General features: G+C 46.2%; 21 protein-coding genes. 13 read left to right on the plus strand and 8 right to left on the minus strand.

Annotated elements, in window-relative coordinates:
* The first annotated feature begins 1 nt into the window (after position 1).
* The 13 genes from dxs to NIA71_RS03425 all read left to right on the plus strand — a co-directional run bounded on the left by dxs (position 2) and on the right by NIA71_RS03425 (position 15,252).
* Positions 2 to 1,858 carry a 1-deoxy-D-xylulose-5-phosphate synthase gene (gene dxs / locus NIA71_RS03365; protein WP_253019674.1) on the plus strand — a complete coding sequence of 619 codons (1,857 nt, stop codon included), beginning with the start codon at positions 2 to 4 and terminating at the stop codon, positions 1,856 to 1,858.
* Positions 1,839 to 2,639: a TlyA family RNA methyltransferase gene (locus tag NIA71_RS03370; protein ID WP_336246054.1), complete on the plus strand. Its 801-nt coding sequence runs from the start codon at positions 1,839 to 1,841 to the stop codon at positions 2,637 to 2,639. Before dxs ends, NIA71_RS03370 begins: the two co-directional genes overlap by 20 nt.
* A 33-nt stretch (positions 2,640 to 2,672) precedes the next feature.
* Entirely contained in the window at positions 2,673 to 3,863 is a 1,191-nt protein-coding gene (locus NIA71_RS03375) for a pyridoxal phosphate-dependent aminotransferase (protein ID WP_148395185.1), read from the plus strand.
* Between the two features lie 78 nt (positions 3,864 to 3,941).
* The gene (mutS, locus tag NIA71_RS03380) at positions 3,942 to 6,548 is read left to right on the plus strand and encodes a DNA mismatch repair protein MutS (RefSeq protein ID WP_253019675.1); all 2,607 of its coding nucleotides are present in this window, start codon (positions 3,942 to 3,944) and stop codon (positions 6,546 to 6,548) included.
* Between the two features lie 10 nt (positions 6,549 to 6,558).
* Positions 6,559 to 6,729 carry a hypothetical protein gene (locus NIA71_RS03385; protein WP_253019676.1) on the plus strand — a complete coding sequence of 57 codons (171 nt, stop codon included), beginning with the start codon at positions 6,559 to 6,561 and terminating at the stop codon, positions 6,727 to 6,729.
* A gap of 9 nt (positions 6,730 to 6,738) precedes the next feature.
* Positions 6,739 to 8,604, plus strand: coding sequence for a DNA mismatch repair endonuclease MutL (gene mutL / locus NIA71_RS03390; RefSeq protein ID WP_253019677.1), 1,866 nt, complete (start codon positions 6,739 to 6,741; stop codon positions 8,602 to 8,604).
* 1 nt (position 8,605) lies between these two features.
* A complete protein-coding gene (gene miaA / locus NIA71_RS03395) occupies positions 8,606 to 9,535 on the plus strand; it encodes a tRNA (adenosine(37)-N6)-dimethylallyltransferase MiaA (RefSeq protein ID WP_253019678.1) in 930 nt (309 codons plus the stop codon).
* The gene (locus tag NIA71_RS03400; RefSeq protein ID WP_253019679.1) at positions 9,514 to 10,656 is read left to right on the plus strand and encodes a tyrosine-type recombinase/integrase; all 1,143 of its coding nucleotides are present in this window, start codon (positions 9,514 to 9,516) and stop codon (positions 10,654 to 10,656) included. The genes miaA and NIA71_RS03400 overlap by 22 nt, the downstream gene beginning before the upstream one ends.
* 58 nt (positions 10,657 to 10,714) lie before the next feature.
* Positions 10,715 to 12,268, plus strand: coding sequence for a GLUG motif-containing protein (locus tag NIA71_RS03405; protein WP_253019680.1), 1,554 nt, complete (start codon positions 10,715 to 10,717; stop codon positions 12,266 to 12,268).
* A gap of 39 nt (positions 12,269 to 12,307) precedes the next feature.
* Complete coding sequence (locus NIA71_RS03410; RefSeq protein ID WP_227755166.1) at positions 12,308 to 13,603, plus strand: aminotransferase class I/II-fold pyridoxal phosphate-dependent enzyme; 1,296 nt, start codon at positions 12,308 to 12,310, stop codon at positions 13,601 to 13,603.
* Between the two features lie 33 nt (positions 13,604 to 13,636).
* Positions 13,637 to 14,368 carry a TVP38/TMEM64 family protein gene (locus tag NIA71_RS03415; protein WP_148395192.1) on the plus strand — a complete coding sequence of 244 codons (732 nt, stop codon included), beginning with the start codon at positions 13,637 to 13,639 and terminating at the stop codon, positions 14,366 to 14,368.
* A 9-nt stretch (positions 14,369 to 14,377) separates the two neighbouring features.
* On the plus strand, positions 14,378 to 14,641 hold the full coding sequence (locus tag NIA71_RS03420; RefSeq protein WP_148395193.1) for a hypothetical protein: 264 nt from the start codon (positions 14,378 to 14,380) through the stop codon (positions 14,639 to 14,641).
* 290 nt (positions 14,642 to 14,931) lie between these two features.
* On the plus strand, positions 14,932 to 15,252 hold the full coding sequence (locus NIA71_RS03425; protein ID WP_227755164.1) for a cell division suppressor protein YneA: 321 nt from the start codon (positions 14,932 to 14,934) through the stop codon (positions 15,250 to 15,252).
* Positions 15,253 to 15,692: 440 nt separating this feature from the next.
* Here NIA71_RS03425 and NIA71_RS03430 read toward each other — a convergent pair whose 3' ends face one another.
* The 8 genes from NIA71_RS03430 to NIA71_RS03465 form a co-directional block, all read right to left on the minus strand.
* Positions 15,693 to 16,106, minus strand: a complete 414-nt coding sequence (locus tag NIA71_RS03430) for a hypothetical protein (RefSeq protein ID WP_253019681.1) — start codon at positions 16,104 to 16,106, stop codon at positions 15,693 to 15,695.
* Between the two features lie 8 nt (positions 16,107 to 16,114).
* Complete coding sequence (locus NIA71_RS03435) at positions 16,115 to 16,519, minus strand: lipocalin family protein (RefSeq protein WP_253019682.1); 405 nt, start codon at positions 16,517 to 16,519, stop codon at positions 16,115 to 16,117.
* A 53-nt stretch (positions 16,520 to 16,572) separates the two neighbouring features.
* Complete coding sequence (locus NIA71_RS03440; RefSeq protein WP_253019683.1) at positions 16,573 to 17,028, minus strand: acyl-CoA thioesterase; 456 nt, start codon at positions 17,026 to 17,028, stop codon at positions 16,573 to 16,575.
* A gap of 119 nt (positions 17,029 to 17,147) precedes the next feature.
* Positions 17,148 to 17,621 (minus strand): acyl-CoA thioesterase, encoded by a 474-nt coding sequence (locus tag NIA71_RS03445; RefSeq protein WP_148395198.1) that lies wholly within the window; start codon positions 17,619 to 17,621, stop codon positions 17,148 to 17,150.
* 55 nt (positions 17,622 to 17,676) lie between these two features.
* On the minus strand, positions 17,677 to 18,102 hold the full coding sequence (gene ruvX / locus NIA71_RS03450) for a Holliday junction resolvase RuvX (protein ID WP_148395199.1): 426 nt from the start codon (positions 18,100 to 18,102) through the stop codon (positions 17,677 to 17,679).
* Between the two features lie 63 nt (positions 18,103 to 18,165).
* Positions 18,166 to 18,396: an IreB family regulatory phosphoprotein gene (locus tag NIA71_RS03455; RefSeq protein WP_415270808.1), complete on the minus strand. Its 231-nt coding sequence runs from the start codon at positions 18,394 to 18,396 to the stop codon at positions 18,166 to 18,168.
* A 177-nt stretch (positions 18,397 to 18,573) separates the two neighbouring features.
* Positions 18,574 to 21,195: an alanine--tRNA ligase gene (alaS, locus tag NIA71_RS03460; RefSeq protein WP_148395201.1), complete on the minus strand. Its 2,622-nt coding sequence runs from the start codon at positions 21,193 to 21,195 to the stop codon at positions 18,574 to 18,576.
* A 78-nt stretch (positions 21,196 to 21,273) separates the two neighbouring features.
* Complete coding sequence (locus tag NIA71_RS03465) at positions 21,274 to 22,200, minus strand: Ig-like domain-containing protein (RefSeq protein ID WP_148395202.1); 927 nt, start codon at positions 22,198 to 22,200, stop codon at positions 21,274 to 21,276.
* Between the last annotated feature and the right edge of the window lie 2 nt (positions 22,201 to 22,202).

The following is a 22,202-nucleotide window of genomic DNA, read 5'->3' on the forward strand; positions in this document are numbered from 1 at the left end:
CATGAAAAAATTATTGGAATATCAGTTTCCTCAGGATTTGAAAACAATGACCGAAAACGAGTTGGAGCTTTTATCCTATGAGATTCGGGATTTCCTGATCAGCAATATTTCCAAGACTGGAGGCCATCTGGCCTCCAATCTTGGTGTAGTGGAATTATCCATTGCTTTACATAAAGTCTTTGACACTCCCACAGACAAACTGATCTGGGATGTAGGACATCAATCTTATGTACACAAAATCCTCACCGGAAGGGCCGAGGGATTTCAGACGCTGCGAAAATTCGGCGGCATGAGCGGCTTTCCCAAGGTGAAGGAAAGCGAATACGACACCTTTGATACCGGGCACAGCAGCACCTCCATATCCGTTGCTGCCGGAATGGCGGCTGCCAGAGATTTGGCAAAGGAAGACTTCAAAATCGCAGCCATCATCGGAGACGGCGCTCTTACAGGAGGTTTGGCCTATGAAGCCATGAACAATGTGGGTGTTTCCAAGACCAATCTAGTAGTCATTCTAAATGATAACGGTATGTCCATCGCTCCCAATACCGGCGGGGTGTCCAAATATCTGAGCAAGCTGCGCGGATCCCGCAAATATACCGATTTTAAGAAGCGGGTAAAAAAGAACATTTCCGAAATTCCAGGCATTGGAAAAGGAGTCGTTTCCGGCATGCAGCATATGCGGGATTCTCTCAAATATGCCGTTCTGGACGGCATCATGTTCGAAGAGCTGGGATTCAAATATTTTGGTCCTGTGGACGGACACAATATGGAAGTGCTTTTGGAGACCCTTACCATGGCCAAAGAAGTCGACGGTCCGGTGTTCATTCACGTTATCACCAAAAAAGGCAAAGGCTATAAAAGCGCCGAAGAAACACCCAGCAAATATCATGGTACGGGGCCTTTCGATCCAACAACAGGACGCCAGCATAAGAGCGGCGGAAGCGTACCTTCCTATTCGGACGTATTCGGCAATAAGATGATCCAAATGGCGAAAACCAACAATAAAATCGTCGCCATTGGAGCGGCTATGCTGGAAGGCACAGGCTTGAAGGGCTTTAAGGAACGATATCCCGCCAGAACCTTTGACGTGGGCATTGCAGAAGGCCATGCGGTAACCTTTGCTGCGGGAATGACGGCCGGCGGCTACCGTCCGGTAGTTGCCATCTATTCTACGTTTCTGCAGCGTGCCTATGATCAAATGATAGAAGACGTTTGTCTGCAAAATCTTCCGGTGGTTTTCGCCATCGACCGTGCGGGCATTGTGGGCGCTGACGGAGAAACCCACCATGGTATGTTCGACCTTTCCTATCTGAGCCATATGCCCAATATGACCATTCTGGCTCCCGCAGACAGAGGTGAGCTGGAACAAATGCTGGAATACGCCATGACGCTGGAAGGCCCGTGCGCTATTCGCTATCCGAGAGGCGAGGCTATGGATCTGGGGTTGAACTGTCCGATCCAAGGCAGCCTGGTTATTGAAGAAGGAAGGGACGTGGAACTTTGGGCGGTCGGCAATATGCTGACCGTGGGCTTTCAGGTGCAGGAAGTATTGAAGAAAAACTCCATCGATGCCGGGCTGATCGATGCCCGTTTTGTCCGTCCCTTGGACCAGAAGGCCATAACCGCGTCTGCTGAGCGGACAAGACTGATCGTCACCTTGGAAGACAATGTGATCACCGGAGGCTTTGGAGAAAATCTGGCCGCGGCCATGATGGAATCCCCGGTAAAGGTTCTCAATTTCGGCTGGCCGGATCGTTTTATCGAACACGGAAGCATCGGTCAGCTCTTTGAAAAATATGGATTAAATCCCGAAAGTATTGCAGAAAGGATTTGTGAATATCTTGAAAAACAGGCTTGATGTGATTCTGGTAGAGCGGGGATTGTTTCCCTCAAGGGAAAAGGCCAAAGCTGCTGTTATGGCGGGTGTTGTCTACGTGGACGGCCAAAAGGTAGATAAGGCCGGGACTCCTGTGGATGAACAGGCGCCCATTCATATAAAGGAAAACCTTTGCCCTTACGTGAGCAGAGGAGGACTGAAGCTGGAGAAAGCTGTGGCAGAATTCAGGTTTTCCCTGAGAGAAGCGGTCTGCATGGATATTGGCGCCTCCACCGGAGGCTTTACCGACTGCATGCTGCAAAAAGGCGCCAGGAAAGTCTTTGCAGTGGATGTGGGCTATGGACAGCTGGATTGGAAGCTGCGCAACGACAAGCGGGTTGTCAATATGGAAAAAGTCAATATCCGCTACCTGGATTTAGAGTCCGTCGACCACGACCTGGATTTTATCAGTATTGATGTTTCGTTTATTTCCCTAAAATTGGTGTTTCCAATAGCTTCTGTGCTGCTGGCTGCCGGCGGCAGTCTGGTTTGTCTGGTAAAGCCCCAGTTTGAAGCGGGGAGGGAGCAGGTAGGCAAAAAAGGGATCGTCCGCGACAAAAACGTCCATAAAGAAGTCATTCAAAAGGTGATCGGGTATGGGCAGGATAATGGTCTTTATGCTCATGGGCTGACTTTTTCTCCGGTTACGGGAGCAAAAGGAAACATTGAATACCTGCTGTACCTGAAAAAGCAGCAGGCCCCAGAAGAGCAAAAGGTCGATGTGGATGCAGTTGTATTAACCTCTCATTCAGAGTTGGAATAAAAGGAATTAGAGAAGAAAAGGAGAATAATAAGAATGAAATTATCTGACAAGGTGCTGGCAATGCAGCATTCGCCCATCCGAAAATTCAACCCCATCGCGCAGAAGGCAAAGGAGGCTGGTAAAAAAGTCTACCATCTCAATATCGGTCAGCCGGATATCGAAACACCCGACTGCTTTATGAACGCGATCAAGAATTTTGACGAAAAAGTTGTCGCCTATGCCGAATCAGGCGGCGTAACGATTTTGCAGGACGCTATATCCGATTACTTTAAGCAATATGGAATGAATTATGGCAGGGATCAGATTATTGTGACCAACGGCGGTTCGGAAGCATTGAGCATGATCTTCATCTCCCTGCTCAATCCAAAAGATGAGGTGCTGATCCCGGAACCTTTCTATACCAATTATCATACCTTTGTCACCATGGCGGACGGCGTGGTCGTGCCCATTACAACCACGCCGGAAGAGGGATATCACTATGCGGACGCCGAGAAAATTGAGGCCGCCATCACACCCAATACGAAGGCTATCTGCTGCATCAGTCCGGGCAACCCAACCGGTGTCGTCCTCACCTTGGACGAAATGAAGCTGATCGGCGAAATCGCTAAAAAGTACGATCTATGGATTATAGCGGACGAAGTATACAGGGAATTTGCTTATGACGGCCGGGAGGTGACATCGTTCGGCATGATGGACGATCTGGCTGATCGAGTCATCATCGTCGATTCGGTTTCCAAGCGGTTTTCAGCCTGCGGCGCCAGAATTGGCTGCATTGCTGCCAAAAACAAAGACCTTCTGGACAATCTGATGAAAATCGCCCAGGGCAGACTTTGTTCGCCCACCGTCGATCAGATCGGAGCAGCAGCCCTCTACAAGCTTCCCAAATCCTATTACAATGAAATACGCGCCGAATACGAAGCAAGACGGGACGCTGTCTATGAAGAACTGATGAAGATTCCAGGGGTCGTCTGCCAAAAACCGGGAGGAGCTTTTTATCTCACTGCCAAATTGCCGGTGGAAGACGCATCGGATTTTCTCATGTTCCTGTTGACGGAATTTGACGATCACGGCGAAACTGTTATGTTTTCACCTGCTGAAGGATTTTATGCTACGCCGGACCTGGGCCGGGAGGAAATGCGTATTGCCTATGTCCTGAATCAGAAGGATATGGCACGCGGAGTCCAGCTGATCCGCCTGGGCATGGAAGCCTATAGCAAGCGATAGATGGACAGCCCTGGGAGGCAAAGGGCGCTTCTCAGGGCACTCTTTTTTCTATAAGAACAGAAAGGATTCAAGAAACTTATGGCACTGTCACCAATGATGCAGCAATATATAAAAATCAAGCAAGACTATGAGGATTGTATCCTCTTTTTCAGGTTGGGTGACTTTTATGAAATGTTTTATGAGGATGCAAAGACTGCTTCCAGAGAATTGGAGCTGACCCTGACCGGAAAAAACTGCGGACAGGAGGAGCGTGCTCCCATGTGTGGCGTACCTTTTCATTCTGCGGATACATATATTGCCCGTCTGGTGGAAAAGGGATATAAAGTGGCCATCTGCGAGCAGACGGAGGATCCGTCGCAGGCGAAGGGTATTGTAAAACGGGAAGTCATCCGCATCGTTACACCCGGAACGGTCATCAGCCAGACCATGCTCAAGGAAACGGAGAACAATTATATTGCCTCCGTTTTCAACATGGGAGAAAAGACAGGCCTGGCCTATTGCGATGTTTCCACAGGAGAAATCTACGGGACCGAGCTTCCCCGCGACAACGCCTTTGAAACGCTGCTCAACGAATTGGTAAAAATTCGCGCCAGAGAGATCTTGATCAACGAGGATCATCTTCTGGATCTGGATGAAATGAAGCTGGTTACAGAAGCTTACTTCAATCCTTTGGGAAATGATTATTACAACGATCGGGCGGTTTCTGACGCGGTTCTCCGCCAGTTCAAGGTGAAAGCCCTGTTAGGGCTGGGGCTGGAGGAAAACACGGCTGTGGTCCGGGCTCTGGGCGCCATGCTGCTTTACCTTCATGAGACACAGAAAAACAGCCTTGAGCATATTTCCTGGCTTCATTTATATGAAATGGGCACCCATATGTGCCTGGACAAGGCGACCATTAAAAATCTGGAGCTGACCGAAACCCTTTTTGAAAAGAAGATTCAAGGCTCCCTGCTGGGCGTGCTGGATAAGACCAGCACTGCCATGGGCTCCCGCAAATTGAAGCAATGGATCAAAGAACCCCTCAACAACGCCCATGACATCAACCTGCGGCTGGAAGCGGTGGAGGTTCTCACCGATGATCTTCTTATGCGCAACAATATCCGGGAAAGCCTGAAACAAATTTATGACTTTGAACGGCTGGCCGGTCGGATCGCTTGCGGCAGCGCTAACGGAAAAGATTTGATCGCTCTGCGGAATTCCTGTTTTGTGCTTCCGGACATAAAGAATGATTTATCAGGGTGTGGCAGCCGGCTTCTTTCGGAGCTGGAACAAGAGATCGATGATTTAAAACCGGTATACGCCTTGATTGATCGAGCGATTGTTGAGGAACCGCCCTTTGCCATTAAAGAAGGGGGCATGATCAAAGAAGGATATTCCAAGGAGCTGGATGAGCTGAAATTCTCCATCAAAGATGCGCAGAACTGGATTGCACAGCTGGAGAGTACTGAACGGGAGCGGACAGGCATTAAAAACTTGAAGGTGGGATTTAACAAAGTCTTTGGTTATTTTTTGGAAGTGACCAAATCCTATTATGAGATGATCCCCGATAACTATGTGCGCAAACAGACTCTGGCCAATTGTGAACGGTTTATCACGCCTGAACTGAAAGAGATGGAAAGCCTGGTTCTCAATGCTGAAGTGAAGATCAACCAGATGGAATACGAACTCTTCACCCAGGTGCGCGGCGAAATTCAAAGACATATCCGCCAGATTCAAAAAACTTCGGCAGCCGTTTCCAGCCTGGATGTTTTAACAGCCTTCTCTTTGGTTGGCCAGCAGAATAACTTTATTCGGCCGGTTGTGGATGAATCGGACACGATTGAAATTGAAAAGGGACGTCATCCTGTGATCGAACAGACGATTCGCGATGGAATCTTTGTCAGCAATGATACCTATCTGGACAGAGACAGAGACAGCCTGCTTTTGATCACCGGGCCCAATATGGCTGGTAAATCCACTTATATGCGCCAAACCGCGTTGATTGTACTGTTGGCACAGTCAGGCTGCTTCGTGCCGGCAGACAGCGCACATATCGGCATTGTGGATCGGATTTTTACCAGAATTGGAGCTTCCGACAATCTTGCCCAAGGACAGAGTACCTTTTTCGTTGAAATGAGCGAACTGGCATACATACTCAATTCTGCAACGGAAAAAAGCTTGATTATTCTTGATGAAATCGGCCGGGGAACCAGCACATACGACGGATTATCCATCGCCTGGGCCGCAGCTGAATACCTGTGCAAAACCAAACGCCAGGTGCGGACGCTGTTCGCTACCCATTATCACGAAATGACGACTCTGGAGGGGTATATGAAAGGTCTGCGCAATCTCAATGTGGATGTAGCTGAAGAAAACGGCAATGTAGTTTTCTTGCATAAGATCATCGAAGGCAGCGCCAGCAGGAGCTATGGGATCCAGGTGGCAAAACTGGCCGGTGTGCCGTCTTTGCTCCTTGAGCGGGCGGCGGATAAATTGAAAGAACTAGAGGAAGGACGTCCGATATCGGAGAACTCTTCTGGAGCTGAAGAGCCGTCTGTCATGGCAGAGGAAGAGCAGCAGATTTCCTTTTTCGGTTTTGCTCCAAACCCGGTGGTCGAACGGTTAAAAAGCCTGGATTTGATGAATCTGACTCCATCGGAAGCATTTAAAATTTTGGAACAATTGAAAGAGGCAGCAGAGGGATAAGGAGGAAATTTTGAAATATTTGATTATTTTAGTACCAATCGTACTGCTCATTGCAACCATTTATCTCATCCGTCAGGCCAACGCCAAGAAAGATTATCCAAAGTCAGCGGCTATGAAAAAATGGATCGGAAGTGAAGTGGTATTACTGGTCATTTGTATTGCCATTGTATGTACCTTATAGGAGACAGCCATGATTCGGATTTTAGAAAAAGAGGTTGCAGATAAAATCGCAGCCGGGGAGGTGGTGGACCGACCCCTATCCATTGTTAAAGAGTTGGTGGAAAACTCCATCGATGCCGGAGCATCGGCGATCACAGTAGAAATTAAAAAGGGCGGCAAAGCTTATATCCGGGTTACGGACAACGGGTGCGGGATCGAGGCCGATCAAGTGGAAACAGCGTTTTTGCGCCATGCAACCAGCAAAATCTCTCAAGCGAAAGATCTGGAGACAATTGAAACATTGGGTTTTCGGGGAGAAGCTCTGGCCAGTATTGCTGCTGTCTCTCGGACTGAAATCATAACCAAGACAGCAAATGCGCCGGCAGGGGTAAGGCTGGCGGTTGAAGGCAGCAGGCCGGCTGAAAAGGAGATGACCGGGTGTCCCAATGGAACTACGGTTGTTGTCCGAGATTTGTTCTACAACACTCCGGCCAGACAGAAATTCATGAAATCCGACGCATCGGAAAGCAGCTTGATTATAGAGTTCATCTCTCAGATTGCGCTTGCTTACGCCAATGTGAAGATTCGTCTTGTCAATAATGGAAGTCTGCTTTTTACCACACCGGGAAAAGGGGACCGCTATCAAAATATCCTCACGGTTTACAGCCGGGAAATCGGCGATGAGCTGATTCCAGTGCAGGGGCAGCAAGGTAACCTTTCTCTGGAGGGATACATATCAGGACCAGGGCTTTCTCATGCCACACGAAAACATCAGATTTTTTTCATCAATGGCAGAGTTGTAAACAGCAAAATTCTGCAAAAAGGTATCAGCCAGGCATATTCGGATAAACTCTTTGAAGGAAGATTTCCGGCAGCTTACTTATTTCTGCAGGCAGCTCCTCAGACATTGGATGTGAATATCCATCCCAATAAGCGGGAGGTGCGTTTTGACAATGAGGCTATAGTTACAGAATTTGTCCGCCAGATTCTTCGGCAGGCACTCCTTTCCAAAGAATCCATACCAGCTGTAACAGAAAAGGATGTTTTTCGTAAAGAGCGAAGCGAGGAGTACAAGGCTGCGGCGAAAAAAACGGATTTTCGCAAAGCTGCTCCTGTTCCGCCGCCTGAAGAAGAACAAGTTGATATAAAAAAATTATTGTCAACCATACGCCAGGAGGAAGAAAAAAAGGAGCCGTCCATTAAAGAGGAAGCTGCTTCCTATCGTGCGGATCCCGGACCGGCGGCAGCATCGGTTTCAGCCGAAGGAAAAAAAGCGGATCCGCTCGTGCAGATAAAAAAGCCTCAGACACCGGCGCCGTTTGATTTCGATGACCTGACCATCACCGGTTCCATCTTTGGCACTTATATTACTGCCATTGATGAAACTTGCTTTTATCTCATCGATCAGCATGCGGCCCACGAGCGGGTTTTCTTTGAAAAACTGATGGACCAATACCGAAGCTCCGAAAAACACAGCCAGCCCATTATGATCCCCATTATGCTCAATGTTTCTTATCCTGCTGCAGAGGAGCATGAAGAATGGATGGAGCCCCTCAGGCAGATGGGTTTTTCAGTGGAAGGGTTCGGGCCCAAGACCTACATTGTGAAAGAAATTCCCATGTTCATGGGCCTGGATGAAGCGGAACGTTTTCTCAACGATTTTGTAGACAGCGCTTCCGCGGGCATCAAGATGGATCACGCGCCTGCCATTGAAAAATTAACCATGCGCTCCTGCAAAAGCGCGGTAAAGGCCCACGATTACTTAAAAGATAGCGAGATCGACCAACTGATGGCTGATTTGAAAAAGTGCGAGAATCCATTTTCCTGCCCCCATGGCAGACCGACCTTCATAAAAATGACCCAATATGAGATTGAAAAAATGTTTAAAAGAGTTTGATATGAAAGAAATATTAGTCGTTGCCGGACCCACGGCCGTAGGAAAAACTGAATACGCTCTGAAACTGGCTCAGCGGCTGGACGGGGAAATTGTTTCCTGCGACTCCATGCAGCTTTATAAATACATGGATATCGGCAGCGCCAAGCCGACGAAGGAAGAACGCGCTCTGGTAAAGCATTACCTGGTAGATGAAATCGATCCCAGGGAGCCTTTTTCGGCCGCTGAATATCAGAAAAGGGCCAAAGCCGCCATCGCCGAAATCCATGACAAGGGAAAACTTCCCATCATTTCCGGCGGTACCGGGCTCTATCTCAACTCGCTGCTCTATGAAATGGATTTCAGCGCGCCGCCCAGAAGGGACGGTTATCGGGAAAAACTGGAGCAGCTGGCCCATGAACAGGGAAAAGAGGCCGTATATCGTCTCCTTGCGGAAAAAGATCCAGATGCGGCAGCACGGATCCATCCCAACAACACAAAAAAAATCATCCGTGCGCTGGAAGCCGTGGAGACAACCGGTCAGGGAATCCCGGCCTTCACTCAGGTCCGCACCCCGGTCAGCGGCTATAAGCCTTGCCTCCTCGGCCTTACCAGGGATCGGCAGGAGCTTTATGACCGCATCAATGCCCGGGTAGAGATCCTTATGAAGCAGGGCCTCCTGGAAGAAGTCAAGGGACTGCTCGGGATGGGACTATCCGAGGACGATATTTCCATGAAAGGAATCGGCTATAAAGAATTGATCTATCATTTGCACGGCAAATACGATCTTGATACGGCTGTGAAGAAAATACAGCAAAACACTCGAAATTACGCAAAAAGACAGTTAACTTGGTTCCGCAGATATGATAAAATTAAGTGGTTTGAGCTTTCTATGTATGAAAGCAGTGAAAAGGCATTAAAGGATATGATTTTATGGGTGGACAAAAACAAATAAAGGTTCATAATAAGAGTAGTAAGCCGGATAATATCGTCATGAAGGAACATGAGATCATCCACCAGTGCGAAGAGATCGAACATGAGCTTCCTCGGTTCCTCCGGGGATTTTTCGCATACCTTCGCGGCAATGTGCTTCCTATGACTAGGCTGGCTTACCTCCATGACATCAAATTTTTCTGTGAGTATCTCATAAAAGAAACGGCTCTTTCCGAGGCTCCATGTCCAAAAGACATCACCTTATTGGAGTTTGACGAGATCCGGGCGGTGGATGTGAACGCATTTATCGACTATTGCAGAAGGTACAAAGTCGAAACGAAGGGTTCGATTGTCGTCTATGAAAACAACAATAAGACCCTGGCCAGAAAAAAATCTTCTGTTTCGGTCATGTTCAAACAGCTCTATCGAGACGAGCTGCTGAAAAAAAACATTACCGATGGATTTGATCCCATTCGTGTTCCAAAAGCGACAGAACGGGAGATTAAAGCTCTTCAGGACGACGAGGTGATGATTATGCTGGATGCGGTGGCTGCGGGCAGCCATCTGACTAAGAAGGAACGGCAGTTTTGGGAAAAAACAAAAAAACGGGACAAAGCGATCCTGCTGTTATTTCTGACTTACGGTCTCAGGCTTTCTGAGCTTCAGCAGCTCAATGTGTCCTCCTTTAACTTTTCCAGAGGAGAATTCACGATCTACCGAAAGCGGGGAAAAGAATCCAATATGCCCCTGAATCAATCGGTAACCCTGGCGGTCAGAGACTACATAGAGGATGAACGGGCCGACGATTCCAAGCTGGAAGAAATCCATAAGGATGCGCTGTTTCTTTCTCTCCAAGGCAAGAGAATGACAGAACGGCAAATCCGGGAACTGGTGAAAAAATATACGTCCATTGGACTTGCTACATCCCGAAAATCCGGTTACAGTCCCCATAAACTAAGAGCTACCGCAGCTACCAGTCTGATCGGGCGCGGCAACTCCATCTTTGATGTTCAAGCTCTGATGGATCATGAACAGGTGACAACCACTCAGCTTTATGCTGCACATAAGATGAATGTCAAGCGGGAGCTGGTGAAAGATATGGAATGGGAGCTGGAACGAACTGAGGGTAAGAAGAAAAAATGATCACAGAAATAACAAAGATACAGTGTATGGTGGTTCTAGAAAGGAAAGAAAAAAGGAAATGAAGAAGAAGGCCTTTATCTGCACGTGTGCAGCATCTTTATTAATATGCAATTGTGTGACTGCGGCTCCTGTCTTTGCAGCCGACTATTCATTTATACAAAAAGTTGAAAATCTTCAATATGACGCTGAGTTTCAAGCAGAACTCGCTGAAGAAGAGGCAATTAAAGCAGGCAAGGCCGATACCAGCTGGTTTGATCCGGATGATCCCAAGGAAGTGTATGAGATTACGACTGAGCAGCAGCTCTTCGGTCTGGCTAAATTGGTCCGCACTAGGAAAATCGAATGGAAAGTCAATGAGGTCTATACTTTTAAAGGGGTTACCTTTAAATTGATGAATGATATCGCCCTGACCAAAAACTGGATACCTATTGGAAACTCTGAGGTACACTTGTTTGAAGGCGTGTTTGACGGGAATGGACATACGATCTCCGGAATAAAGATCAATGGCTCTCAAGAAGACAATCAAGGTTTTTTCGGTTATTTGGCAGGAACCGTGAACAACTTGAATTTATCCGGCAGCATCAATACTTACGGCAGCAATATCGGCGGTATGGCCGGCACGATGACCTCGTCGGCAGTCGTTGAAAACTGTACCGTAAACATAGAAGTCTCTGGGACAGATAAAATTGGCGGGGTAGTCGGCGAAAGCAATTCTGGTCAGGTGATCAATTGTCATAACCAGGGCAGCGTCAAAGGAAATGTCAAGGTTGGCGGCGTGGTCGGCGAAAACTGGAATGGACGTATTGAACAATGTTCCAACGAAGGAACCGTTGTTTCTAAAGGAAAGGGTGTGGGTACTTATGGTACCGGCGGTATTGCCGGTAGATCGGTAGCCAAATCAGCAATGATCAAGGAGTCCTTCAATCGAGGAAATATTCATTCGGGAAATGAATGCGCCGGCGGCGTGGTGGGTTATACCAACGCAGTCGGTTCAACGGTGGAAAGCTGTTATAATACTGGTTCTGTTTCCGGTCCTGAGGACGGTTCTTACGGTTATGTCGGGGGAGTGGTTGGTAGTATCGGCGAAGATGGAGTAAAACTTCGAAATTCTTATAATGCCGGAACCTTAAAAAATGGTAAATATATCGGCGGTATACTTGGCAATTACACGGCAGACTATTATAATGATATAGGACGCTCAATCAGCAACAATTATTATCTGAACAACTCGGCAAAGGCTGCTGTCGGAAAAGACAGGGAGGGGAAAGGGAAGAAACGGTACTCAAAGACGATCGTTCCCATGTCCTCCGGAGATATGAGGAGTACCCATATGGCATCCGATTTGGGCAATGCCTATCGTCCTGATACCAGCGGTATGTACGGCATGAACAACGGTTATCCGGTTTTTATATGGCAGGAAAATGAAACCATTGACCGGAACGCAATATTAAAAAAGATGAGGATCGGTTATAAGGATTCCTTCCAGAAGTTCTTTGAAGAAAATCTTTATGGGACTGTTTCTGGTGAATTTATTATAGAGATGTTCAACCCCCATGTTTATATTGAAAATATGTTTTCTGAATTAAAAGATAAAGCGGAAGATATGAAATAGACTAGATATAAAAATATTATGTAAAGTGAGAAATGAAACATGCAGACAAATACTTATCGATTATTATCAAAAGAGTTACAGATTGCCCCTCGCGTTCTGGATCATATTTCAGAGGCCGAGGAAGCGGTAAAAGGCGAATTTGATCATTTGGACGATATTATGGCATATAACCAGTATAAAGTCCTGACCGCATTTCAAAAGAATCGAATCAGTGACACGCATTTTGCGTGGAATACTGGATATGGCTACGATGATGCCGGCAGGGACGCTTTGGAGCGAGTTTATGCTGATATTTTTAAAGCGGAAGCAGCATTGGTTCGGCCGATTATCGTCAATGGGACGCATGCGTTAACCCTAACGCTGACCGGGATATTGCGACCGGGAGATGAGCTGATCTACTGCACCGGAGCCCCATATGATACGTTGGAAGAAGTAATTGGAATCCGGGGCGAGGGCAAGGGTTCTCTGAGGGAGTTTGGAGTCAGCTACAAACAAGTAGAGCTCACGCCGGAAGGAAATATCGATTTGACCGCGCTTAAGAATGCGATTACGGAAAAGACCCGCATGGTAACAGTTCAACGCGCTACCGGATATGGCTGGCGAAAGGCTATTACCATTCCTCAGATTCGTGAATGGGCGGACTTCGTCCACCAGATCAATCCCAATATTGTGTGCATGGTGGATAACTGTTACGGCGAATTTCTGGATACGGAGGAGCCTACTGAAGTTGGCGCTGATGTTCTTGCCGGTTCTCTCATCAAGAATCCGGGAGGCGGCCTGGCTTTGACGGGCGGCTATATTGCCGGAAAAAAAGAACTAATCGATCTGATTTCTTATCGAATGACCTCGCCGGGGATTGGGGGGGAATGCGGCCTCACGTTTGGACAGACCAGGACTATGTTCCAAGGACTGTTTCTTGCACCTAAAACAGTAAACGGTGCGGTTAAGGGTGCGGTTTTGTGCGCAAAGGCATTTGAAATGCTGGAATATGATGTCTGTCCGAAGGCAGGGGATACCCGGAGCGATATCATTGAAGCAGTCAAGCTTGGGAGTCCGGAAGCGGTGGTTGCTTTTTGTGAAGGAATTCAGGCAGCTGCTCCAATTGATGCTTATGTAAAACCGATTCCATGGGATATGCCGGGATATGAGGATCAGGTGGTCATGGCTGCCGGCGCCTTTGTTCAGGGTTCATCCATTGAGCTGAGTGCCGATGCTCCTATCCGCGAGCCTTACATCGTTTATTTTCAGGGGGGACTCACTTATGAGCATTCCAAATTCGGCGTTATCAAGGCCTTGCAGACCTTGTATGAACAAGGCCTGGTTTCATTGGATTAAAACAAATGGGTAAAGGGATTACTAGCTAGAGTTATGAATAAACAAAAAAAAGAACAATTACGAAGAAAAATTAAAGTATTTACAACCATTTTAAAGCTTGCACTGCTGCTGTTCATATTGGTGGGCTTGCCGCTGTATATCTATTTTTATCAGCCGGAAGTGATTGAACGCATGTCCAGTCTGGAAAGTGTAAACGCCTTTTTTAAGCAGTATAAAACCCAGAGCATTTTAGTCTATATTGGCGCGCAAGTGGCGCAGATCGTAGTCTGTATCATACCGGGCCAGTGGCTGCAATTCGCTGCCGGATATATGTACGGATTTTGGCTGGGCTTTCTGTTTTCTCTGATCGGCGCAGCGATTGGTTCGGTGATCACGTATTATCTGGCAAAACTTTTGGGCCGCGATGCGATGCATCTGATTTTCGGTGAGCAAAAGATCAATCAATTCATCCATAAGCTAAACAGCAAGAAAGCGGTTGTGATTGTGTTTCTGATTTTTCTGATACCGGGGGTACCCAAGGACCTATGCAACTATGCGGCCGGTATTTCGGAAATGAAGTTAAAGCCGTTTTTAATCGTTTCATTGATCGGAAGAAGCCCGGGAATGATGGGCAGCCTTCTTATCGGCAGACAGATTGAAGCGGGGGATTATACAGGAGCGATCGTCATTGCGGTTATTGCAGTAATTCTGTTTATCATTGGTATTGTTATGCGGAAGAAATTGACGATCTGGCTGGATAAAGCTTATGACAAACTCTATAAATAGGAGACCTCTATGAGAAAAAATCTCAATTTTATTTTATACGGAATTGCAATGGCAATCATTTTGATTCCCATTGCAATGACGCAAGCTCTTCACAAACCGATGGGCCAGCCTGCGGAAACATGGCTTCTATCCGGCGGATTGGTCTTATTGATCGCGGGCAAGCTGTTCTCTATAAAAAAGAAGCGGCAGGAGACCGGCGAGTCCATCTTTTTAGATGTGGTCATCGTTCTTTGCCTGGCCGCTATGATTATATGGATGTTTATAAAGATGTAAGATGCGAGCCGTGCCGAGCATCTTTCACTATTCTATACCTTGCGGCAACGCCGCACTCCGATTCTGCTTGCTTTAACCGTTTTCCGATAACCATCGGGTGGAGGGAAACGGTCAAAATTTTTGTTTCTAACATTCTTAACTCCTTGTAAAAATTCCATTCTTTAATTATGCGTTTTTATTTATCACAAACTTGCGAACAAATGTTTACATTTTTCTTGACAAGGAATATATGTTCGTGTATGATAAGAACATCAGGAAGAACAAACGTTCAGAAAGGGTGGGTATATAGAATGCAGATGAAAAGACAAACAAGAAAAAAATATAGAATTAAATCAAGAGTAAGATTTACTGTCTTTATTGTTCTAATGCTTCTTGTAACTGCAACTGCAGTCACAACATTTTTGGGATTTAATAATGCAGATGGTATGACAAAACCGCAATATATCCAAGTTCAAGTTGAGTCCGGCGACACATTATGGTCGATAGCAGAACAATATATGCCTGCGGATATGGATCGCCGTGAATCCGTACATATAATTAGTAAAACGAACGAAACTTCTGCATCAAAGCTTTATCCGGGACAAACACTGAAGATTCCTGTAAAACGTTAAGTTGTTTGTCTTTTGGATGTTGACAGAGGATACTAAATTATAATAAAAATTGCTTAAAACGGAAATTAGAGCTTCGCTTAGAAGGACAAAAGGAATAGGTATAAGATTGTGCCGACACGTAAGATACAAACGCTTGGAGAGCGAAATACACTAATAAACGATCAAGTGTTGGGGCAAGTGAAACAAAGCTGCTAAATGAATCTTTAGAAATTCGCCTACAATTTATTTAGACAAAAGGGGTTATTATAAAAATTATGCATTTTCCTAAACCAATATTATACAACTTACTTGAAAAAGCCGAACTGCTAATTTGTTCGGCTTTTTCGGTATTTCAGTATACTTTCGTGGAACTTTATAAATTATAACATTTCCGAAAATTATGATTTTAGGAATAGTTCCTGAAGCTTAATGTTACCTTCTTTCCTATTATAACCGTACAGTTAATCTGCTGATTTTTGCTTTTCAAATACCAGCGTGATACCGCTCTGGGAAAATAGCAGCTGATTATTTTCCAAATTTACTTGCAGATCAGAGCTATTGTCACTGTCTTTAATAGTATAGACACCATCACCATCATCGCTCCACTTGCTTTTTTTTGCTTCTCCAAAGATTTCAATTGAAACCGTATTGTCCTCGTAGAATATGATTTGAGGAAAGCTGTCAAGATTCATTTGTTTTAAAAAGTCGTCTCTGGTGATTTCCTGATCTGCGACTTTCGCAGAACTCAGTTCCCAGGTCCCTGTGATGAGAGCTTTTGAAGCGTCATCAGAATTATTGCATGCTGTTATGGTTATACAAATGAAAGCGGTCAATAATAACAGGACGACTTTGCTTTTGATTTTCTTATTTAACATCTTCTCCCCTACTTCTTCTCATAAGTCAGCGCATAGCCGTTTTGTTCCATTTTCAAAGTCGATCCGTCAAGTTCCACGGATTTGGTCACATCATCGTCCCCTGACTTATAAGTGATGGAATAAGCACCGCCCTCTTCGGACCAAGTGCCGGTTCCTGAATCGCCGTTCACATCCAGCGTTACTTTGCCGTCGTCTTCAAATGTTAAAACCGGAACTTTATCCACATCAGCGGATTTCATATAATCCTCCGCACCCATTTTGCTGCTGCCCGCCGCAATTTCCGATAACTCCCAGGTGCCGACGATTGCTGTATTTCCGCCCTTCTTCTGATCACCTGCACCGCAGGCCGCAAGTCCAATACATAAAACCATTGCTAGGATCAATGCCGGGATGTTTTTTTTCATCTGATACATAACATTAAACTTCCTTCCATTCTTCATTTCTTTTGTCTACAAATATATATGACTCATTTTCTGAAAGCTTTCTTGCGCTCGATATAAGCTTTTGCCTGCTCATAAAGAACTTTTTCGTCAGCCGTCTGCGGCATATAGGGTTTGACTTCTTGCGGACGGCCGGTTTCGTCGATGCATACCATGGTAAAGTAAGCGGACAAGGCAACCTGCGTATTCCCTTCAGACTTTAAATTTTCCGCATCCACCGTCACCAAGACTTCCATAGAGGTCCTGCCCACATATACGATGGAAGCGGTACATACGACCAGATCGCCCACATGAACGGGAAAATGAAAACTCATCTCATCCACTCTAGCGGTCACGCAATCTGACTTGGAATAACGCATGGCCACCGCCGCTGCCGATGTATCCATGAATTTTACCATTTCACCGCCGTGGACGACACCCAGCGCATTGGCATGGTGAGGCATCATTACCTGACTCATTACAATTTGATTTTTTACATCCATCTTTTGTCAACCTTCCTTCAGCATATGTCTCCAATACAGAGGGTTCCCCTGCTGTACCAGATCGATTCCTTTCCTATGATAACATAAAATGGACGAAAAGGTCAGCCTCTACAGGGCGGTTATTTGGATTTGGCAATCAAGTCCTTTTTCCTCTGCACATGCTTCGCAGCTTCTTCATACAAACGCAATTCGTCTTCCGTCTCCGGGACATAGTCAGCGACGCACTGGGGCCGCCCGTTCTTGCCCATGCACACCATGGTGAAGTAGGCGGACAGGGCTTTCTGAGGCTTACTGTTGGATTCCAGATCTTCCGCTTCCACATTCACCAAAACTTCCATGGAAGTTTTGCCTACATATACGATTGACGCTGTACAGGTCACCAATGCTCCCACAAAGATCGGAAGGTGAAATTCCAGCTCATCCACTCTGGCGGTTACGCAGTTTGCCTTGGCATATTTCATGGCCACTGCCCCGGCGGCCGTATCCATGAATTTCATGATTTCGCCCCCGTGTACGTTCCCGGCCACATTGGCCTGATGGGGAAGCATTACCTGGCTCATTACGATTTGATTTCTTACATCCATATTGTTCATATTCGTTTACCTCCTGGTCTTTCTAAAAAAAGTCAATTTCTTTTTCCCGGACACCTTATAGTGTATCCAGATAACTTTGCAGAATTAATACTGCCGCTTGTTTATCAATCACTTTTTTGCGCTTGTTTCTGCGCACATCGCCCTCGATCAGAACCTTTTCAGCCATGACCGTGGTCAATCGTTCATCCTGAAAGACGATCTGAATGTGGCCCATACCGGAACTTTTCATTTTATTTTCCAGCATGGTTTTAAATTCATAGACTTTTTCTGTTTGTATGCTATCGGTACCATCCAGCTTTTTCGGCAGTCCTATAACAACCGTGTCACAGTCATGTTCCTTAATCAGGTCCATGACTTTTCCCGCATCTTTTCGAATGCCAACCCTTTCGATGGTCATAATTCCCTGAGCGGTGATCAGCAAAGGGTCGCTTACCGCCACGCCTATGGTCTTGTCGCCTACATCCAACGCAATTTTTTTCATATTGTTTCCTCGCTTAAACAAAAAATAAGCGGACCGAAATGTTGGCCCGCTTCTCTTAACATTTTACTTGTTCAGGTAAGATTTAATCAATTCCTCTACCAGATCGTCACGTTCGATATGCCCGATGATGTTTCGCGCATTGTTGTGGCTGGTAATGTAGGAAGGGTCTCCCGACAGGATATATCCCACCATCTGGTCGATCGCATTATAGCCTCTTTCCTCCAGAGCGTCGTATACAATATTTAAAATTTCTTCAATTGTTCGTTGTTCTATCTTATCGAAATTATCGTACATTCTTGTCTGTCTGTCCATGGTATGTACCTCCTTACCGTCTCTACTTTGATACAATTATACACTTTTATACAATGAAGTACAAGAGATTTTGTTTGATTTCACAAAGACTTAACATTGCCGCAGTGCAAGGGCCCGCCGCTGCGGCAAATATTAAAGAGCCAGATGAAATCAAATGCTTTACAGCAGGCTTTCTGCAACTGCAAAGGCATCCTTAATCTTGGAAGGATCCTTTGCCCCCGCCTGAGCCATATCGGCTTTACCGCCGCCGCCGCCGCCTGCAGCCGCAGCAATCTGCTTGATCATTTTTCCTGCGTGATAGCCCTTATCCAAAAGATCATCTGTCAGAGAAACCAGGAAAGTAACTTTTTCGCCGTTTTGTGCAGCAAATACCATTGCTACATTTTTGTGTTCGGCTTTGATATCATCGGAAAGTCCGCGAAGATCCTGAATCGTGTAATCTTTGAAAGCTCTTGCGATTAACGTCACCCCATTGACCTCTTTGGCATCATCGAACATCTTGTCCATTGCATTTCCAATTGCATTCTTTTTGAACTCCTCCAACTCCTTTTTGACTGACTTGATTTCTTCAGTCAAATTTGAGAGCTTTGCCAAAAGTCCGGAAGGATTGGTTTTTAAGACGACTGCTGCTTCGGCGATGGTCTGCTCCGTTTCGTTGATTCTCTCCAAGAGCGCGGCACCTGTAATTGCTTCAATTCGGCGAACACCAGCGGCTACGCCTGATTCGGAAACAATCTTCAATGCGCCGATCTGACCGGTATTGGCAACGTGGGTGCCGCCGCACAGCTCCTTGCTGTAATCACCGATAGATACAACTCTTACCACATCGCCGTACTTCTCGCCGAAAAGTCCTACTGCACCTTCTTTAGCTGCTTCTTTCAGTGCCATTTCCTTAGTTGAAACAGGAATAAAATGGCTGATCTTATCGTTTATGATTTCTTCAACCTTTGTTAATTCTTCCGAAGTCAATGCTTCGAAGTGATTAAAGTCAAAACGGAGTCCGCTGGCTGTAACACTGGATCCTGCCTGTTGTACATGATCGCCCAGCACTTCTTTCAAAGCTTTATGAAGCAGATGGGTAGCGGTATGGTTCCGTGCGGTATTATTCCGATTAGGTGCGGAAACCAAGCAGTTTACCTCGTCGCCTGTTCTCAGCTCACCTTTTAAGCCTTTGATTTTATGAGCGAAAACATTCTGGAATTTGATGACCTCCAGAACCTCTCCGGCAAAGGTATCATTATATATAATACCAAAATCTCCGGCCTGACCGCCGCTTTCTGCATAAAACGGAGTTTTATCGAGAGCAATTCTGCAGATTTCGCCCTCTTTCAGGCAGCTAACCGGCTTTTGCTCCCAAAACATAGCTTTAATCCTCCCGGTATCAACAACGGTATCGTAACCGGTAAATTCCGTGCTCCCTTCGAAAACAAATTCTGTTGAAGCCTCTTCCCATCCGGCATCTTCTTTTGACCTCTGAGCCGCCCGAGCCAGTTCCTTCTGATGTTCCATATGCTTATTAAAGCCTTCCACATCCGCTTGGCAGCCCTGCTCTTCCAGTATTTCTTGAGTCAGCTCCAGAGGGAAGCCGTAAGTGTCGTGAAGCTTGAACACCTTTTCGCCGTCCAAGATAGTCTGGCCGTTCGCCTTCATTTCCTTTACATAGTCTGTGATAATGCTGGTTCCCTGATCAATGGTACTGCTGAATTTATCTTCTTCAATGGTTATGACTTTTTTAATATATACGCGTTTTTCTTCCAATTCAGGATATGCTTTGCCGGAAATCTCTATAACTCTGCCGCACAGATCGGCCAGGAATGATCCCTCAATTCCCAGCAGCCTCCCATGGCGGGCCGCACGCCTTAGCAGCCGCCTCAAGACATATCCCCTGCCTTCATTGCTCGGTATGATACCGTCAGCGATCATAAACGTAATCGAACGAAGATGGTCGGTAATGATGCGAATTGAAACGTCTGTCGGTGCTTGTCCATTTTCATATTTAACGCCTGCTTTTTCCACGACTCCATCCAAAACAAAACGGACCGTATCAATATCGAAGATCGAGTCAACGCCCTGCATGATAGTAGCCAGCCGTTCCAGCCCCATGCCCGTATCGATATTAGGATGGGCCAGATCCGTATAATTGCCGTCCTCATCTTTGGAAAATTGTGTGAATACATGGTTCCAGAACTCGATATAGCGGTCGCAGTCGCAGCCCGGTTTACAGTCCGGATTATCACATCCGTATTCTTCTCCTCGATCGTAGTAAATCTCAGAACAAGGACCGCAGGGTCCTGTCCCGATTTCCCAGAAATTATCATCTTTTCCCAGGCGAACGATTCGTTCTTCCGGAAAACCGACAATATCTTTCCAAATATCATATGCGTCGTCATCTTCTTCAAAGACGGAGACCCACAGACGATCCACCGGCAAATCCAAAACCTTTGTCATGAATTCCCAGCCCCAGGTGATGGATTCCACTTTGAAATAATCGCCGAAAGAGAAGCTGCCCAGCATCTCAAAGAAAGTGCCGTGGCGTGACGTATATCCCACGTTCTCAATATCACCTGTCCGCAAACATTTCTGACAAGTGGTCATTCTTTTGGACGGCGGATTCTCAAGACCCGAAAAATAAGGTTTAAGCGGCGCCATTCCTGAATTTATTAAAAGTAAGCTCTTATCGTTCTCCGGGATAAGAGAGAAGCTTTTTCTTTTATAGTGACCTTTAGTCTCATAGAAGCTTTGAAAGGCTTCTCTGATTTGATTAAGTCCCAACTTTTCCATTATAATGTTTCCTCCTGCATTTATTAAACAATTACCCGTAATTATAGCACAATTGCAGTGCGGATTCAAGGCTGCGCGCTATCTTATGTGTACCGGGGCGCTGTATTTTCCATAGACTTTCTTCTTTGCCGAATCGTATTTGTAAGCCCGGACCTTCACATAATAACGGGTGTCCTTTTTCAAGCCTTTTATGGTCTTTTTGGTGGATTTGGCATTGGCATAACTGCTCTTTTTAAAGGTTTTCGACCGGGAATATTTGATCTGGTAGCCGTCCGCACCACGGACTTTGTTATAGGACAGCATCATCTTTGTGCTTCTCTTTTTGCTGATCCGTTTGATATACGTTTTCCCGACCTTTACTTTGTTCCATTTGGCGTAAAGGGTATAATTCTTTTCTGCGCCTTTTTTGATTACCGTAATTTTATGTTTCAAACGTTTGTCCGTATACCAGCCTTGAAAGCTGTACCCGGCTCTCGCCGGTTTTTTCAGCGATACTTTCTCGTTGTAGTAAAGGTCAGGGCTGTTTTTCGCCAGCCTGCCGCCGCCGGTTTTATAGCGGATGGAATAGCATGTCGTCACCGCGCAGCGGGCTGATTTGCCGCCTCTGTCTTTGGAAACGACGGTAATGTAAGCTTTCCCATAACCTTTTGCAAGGACCTTTCCCTTTTGGTCCACAGTTGCAATTTTGCTGTTGGACGTTTTCCAGGTGACGCCTTTTTCTGTTGCATTGGATGGGGACACGGCTGCCTTTAAGGTAAAGGAAGCGCCTTTTTTTATTTTGGCGGAGGTTTTACTCAGCTTTACCGAATAAACGGCCTGCGGTATGGTGAGTTTGGCTAGATCCAAGACCCCGCCGGAGGCGACCTTACCTGCCAGGGAATCGGTTTTCCGCACACTCTTTTTGACTGTTTCTGCAACTTCCAGGGCAGAGAGGTCAGGATTGCAGGCGGCAATCAGGGCTGCGGCACCGGCGGCATGAGGGGCTGCCATGGAGGTGCCATACATAA

It is taken from the genome of Ihubacter massiliensis (assembly GCF_024125305.1).
In the GTDB taxonomy this organism is placed as follows: Bacteria; Bacillota; Clostridia; order Peptostreptococcales; family Anaerovoracaceae; genus Hominibacterium; species Hominibacterium faecale.

Excerpts from the sequence above, each read along its gene's own strand:
- dxs (WP_253019674.1), top strand. The coding sequence starts at position 2 with ATGAAAAAATTATTGGAATATCAGTTTCCTCAGGATTTGAAAACAATG.
- NIA71_RS03375 (WP_148395185.1), top strand. The coding sequence starts at position 2,673 with ATGAAATTATCTGACAAGGTGCTGGCAATGCAGCATTCGCCCATCCGA.
- mutS (WP_253019675.1), top strand. The coding sequence starts at position 3,942 with ATGGCACTGTCACCAATGATGCAGCAATATATAAAAATCAAGCAAGAC.
- mutL (WP_253019677.1), top strand. The coding sequence starts at position 6,739 with ATGATTCGGATTTTAGAAAAAGAGGTTGCAGATAAAATCGCAGCCGGG.
- miaA (WP_253019678.1), top strand. The coding sequence starts at position 8,606 with ATGAAAGAAATATTAGTCGTTGCCGGACCCACGGCCGTAGGAAAAACT.
- NIA71_RS03400 (WP_253019679.1), top strand. The coding sequence starts at position 9,514 with ATGGGTGGACAAAAACAAATAAAGGTTCATAATAAGAGTAGTAAGCCG.
- NIA71_RS03405 (WP_253019680.1), top strand. The coding sequence starts at position 10,715 with ATGAAGAAGAAGGCCTTTATCTGCACGTGTGCAGCATCTTTATTAATA.
- NIA71_RS03410 (WP_227755166.1), top strand. The coding sequence starts at position 12,308 with ATGCAGACAAATACTTATCGATTATTATCAAAAGAGTTACAGATTGCC.
- NIA71_RS03415 (WP_148395192.1), top strand. The coding sequence starts at position 13,637 with ATGAATAAACAAAAAAAAGAACAATTACGAAGAAAAATTAAAGTATTT.
- NIA71_RS03420 (WP_148395193.1), top strand. The coding sequence starts at position 14,378 with ATGAGAAAAAATCTCAATTTTATTTTATACGGAATTGCAATGGCAATC.
- NIA71_RS03425 (WP_227755164.1), top strand. The coding sequence starts at position 14,932 with ATGCAGATGAAAAGACAAACAAGAAAAAAATATAGAATTAAATCAAGA.
- NIA71_RS03430 (WP_253019681.1), bottom strand. The coding sequence starts at position 16,106 with ATGTTAAATAAGAAAATCAAAAGCAAAGTCGTCCTGTTATTATTGACC.
- NIA71_RS03435 (WP_253019682.1), bottom strand. The coding sequence starts at position 16,519 with ATGTATCAGATGAAAAAAAACATCCCGGCATTGATCCTAGCAATGGTT.
- NIA71_RS03440 (WP_253019683.1), bottom strand. The coding sequence starts at position 17,028 with ATGGATGTAAAAAATCAAATTGTAATGAGTCAGGTAATGATGCCTCAC.
- NIA71_RS03445 (WP_148395198.1), bottom strand. The coding sequence starts at position 17,621 with ATGAACAATATGGATGTAAGAAATCAAATCGTAATGAGCCAGGTAATG.
- ruvX (WP_148395199.1), bottom strand. The coding sequence starts at position 18,102 with ATGAAAAAAATTGCGTTGGATGTAGGCGACAAGACCATAGGCGTGGCG.
- NIA71_RS03455 (WP_415270808.1), bottom strand. The coding sequence starts at position 18,396 with ATGTACGATAATTTCGATAAGATAGAACAACGAACAATTGAAGAAATT.
- alaS (WP_148395201.1), bottom strand. The coding sequence starts at position 21,195 with ATGGAAAAGTTGGGACTTAATCAAATCAGAGAAGCCTTTCAAAGCTTC.
- NIA71_RS03465 (WP_148395202.1), bottom strand. The coding sequence starts at position 22,200 with ATGTATGGCACCTCCATGGCAGCCCCTCATGCCGCCGGTGCCGCAGCC.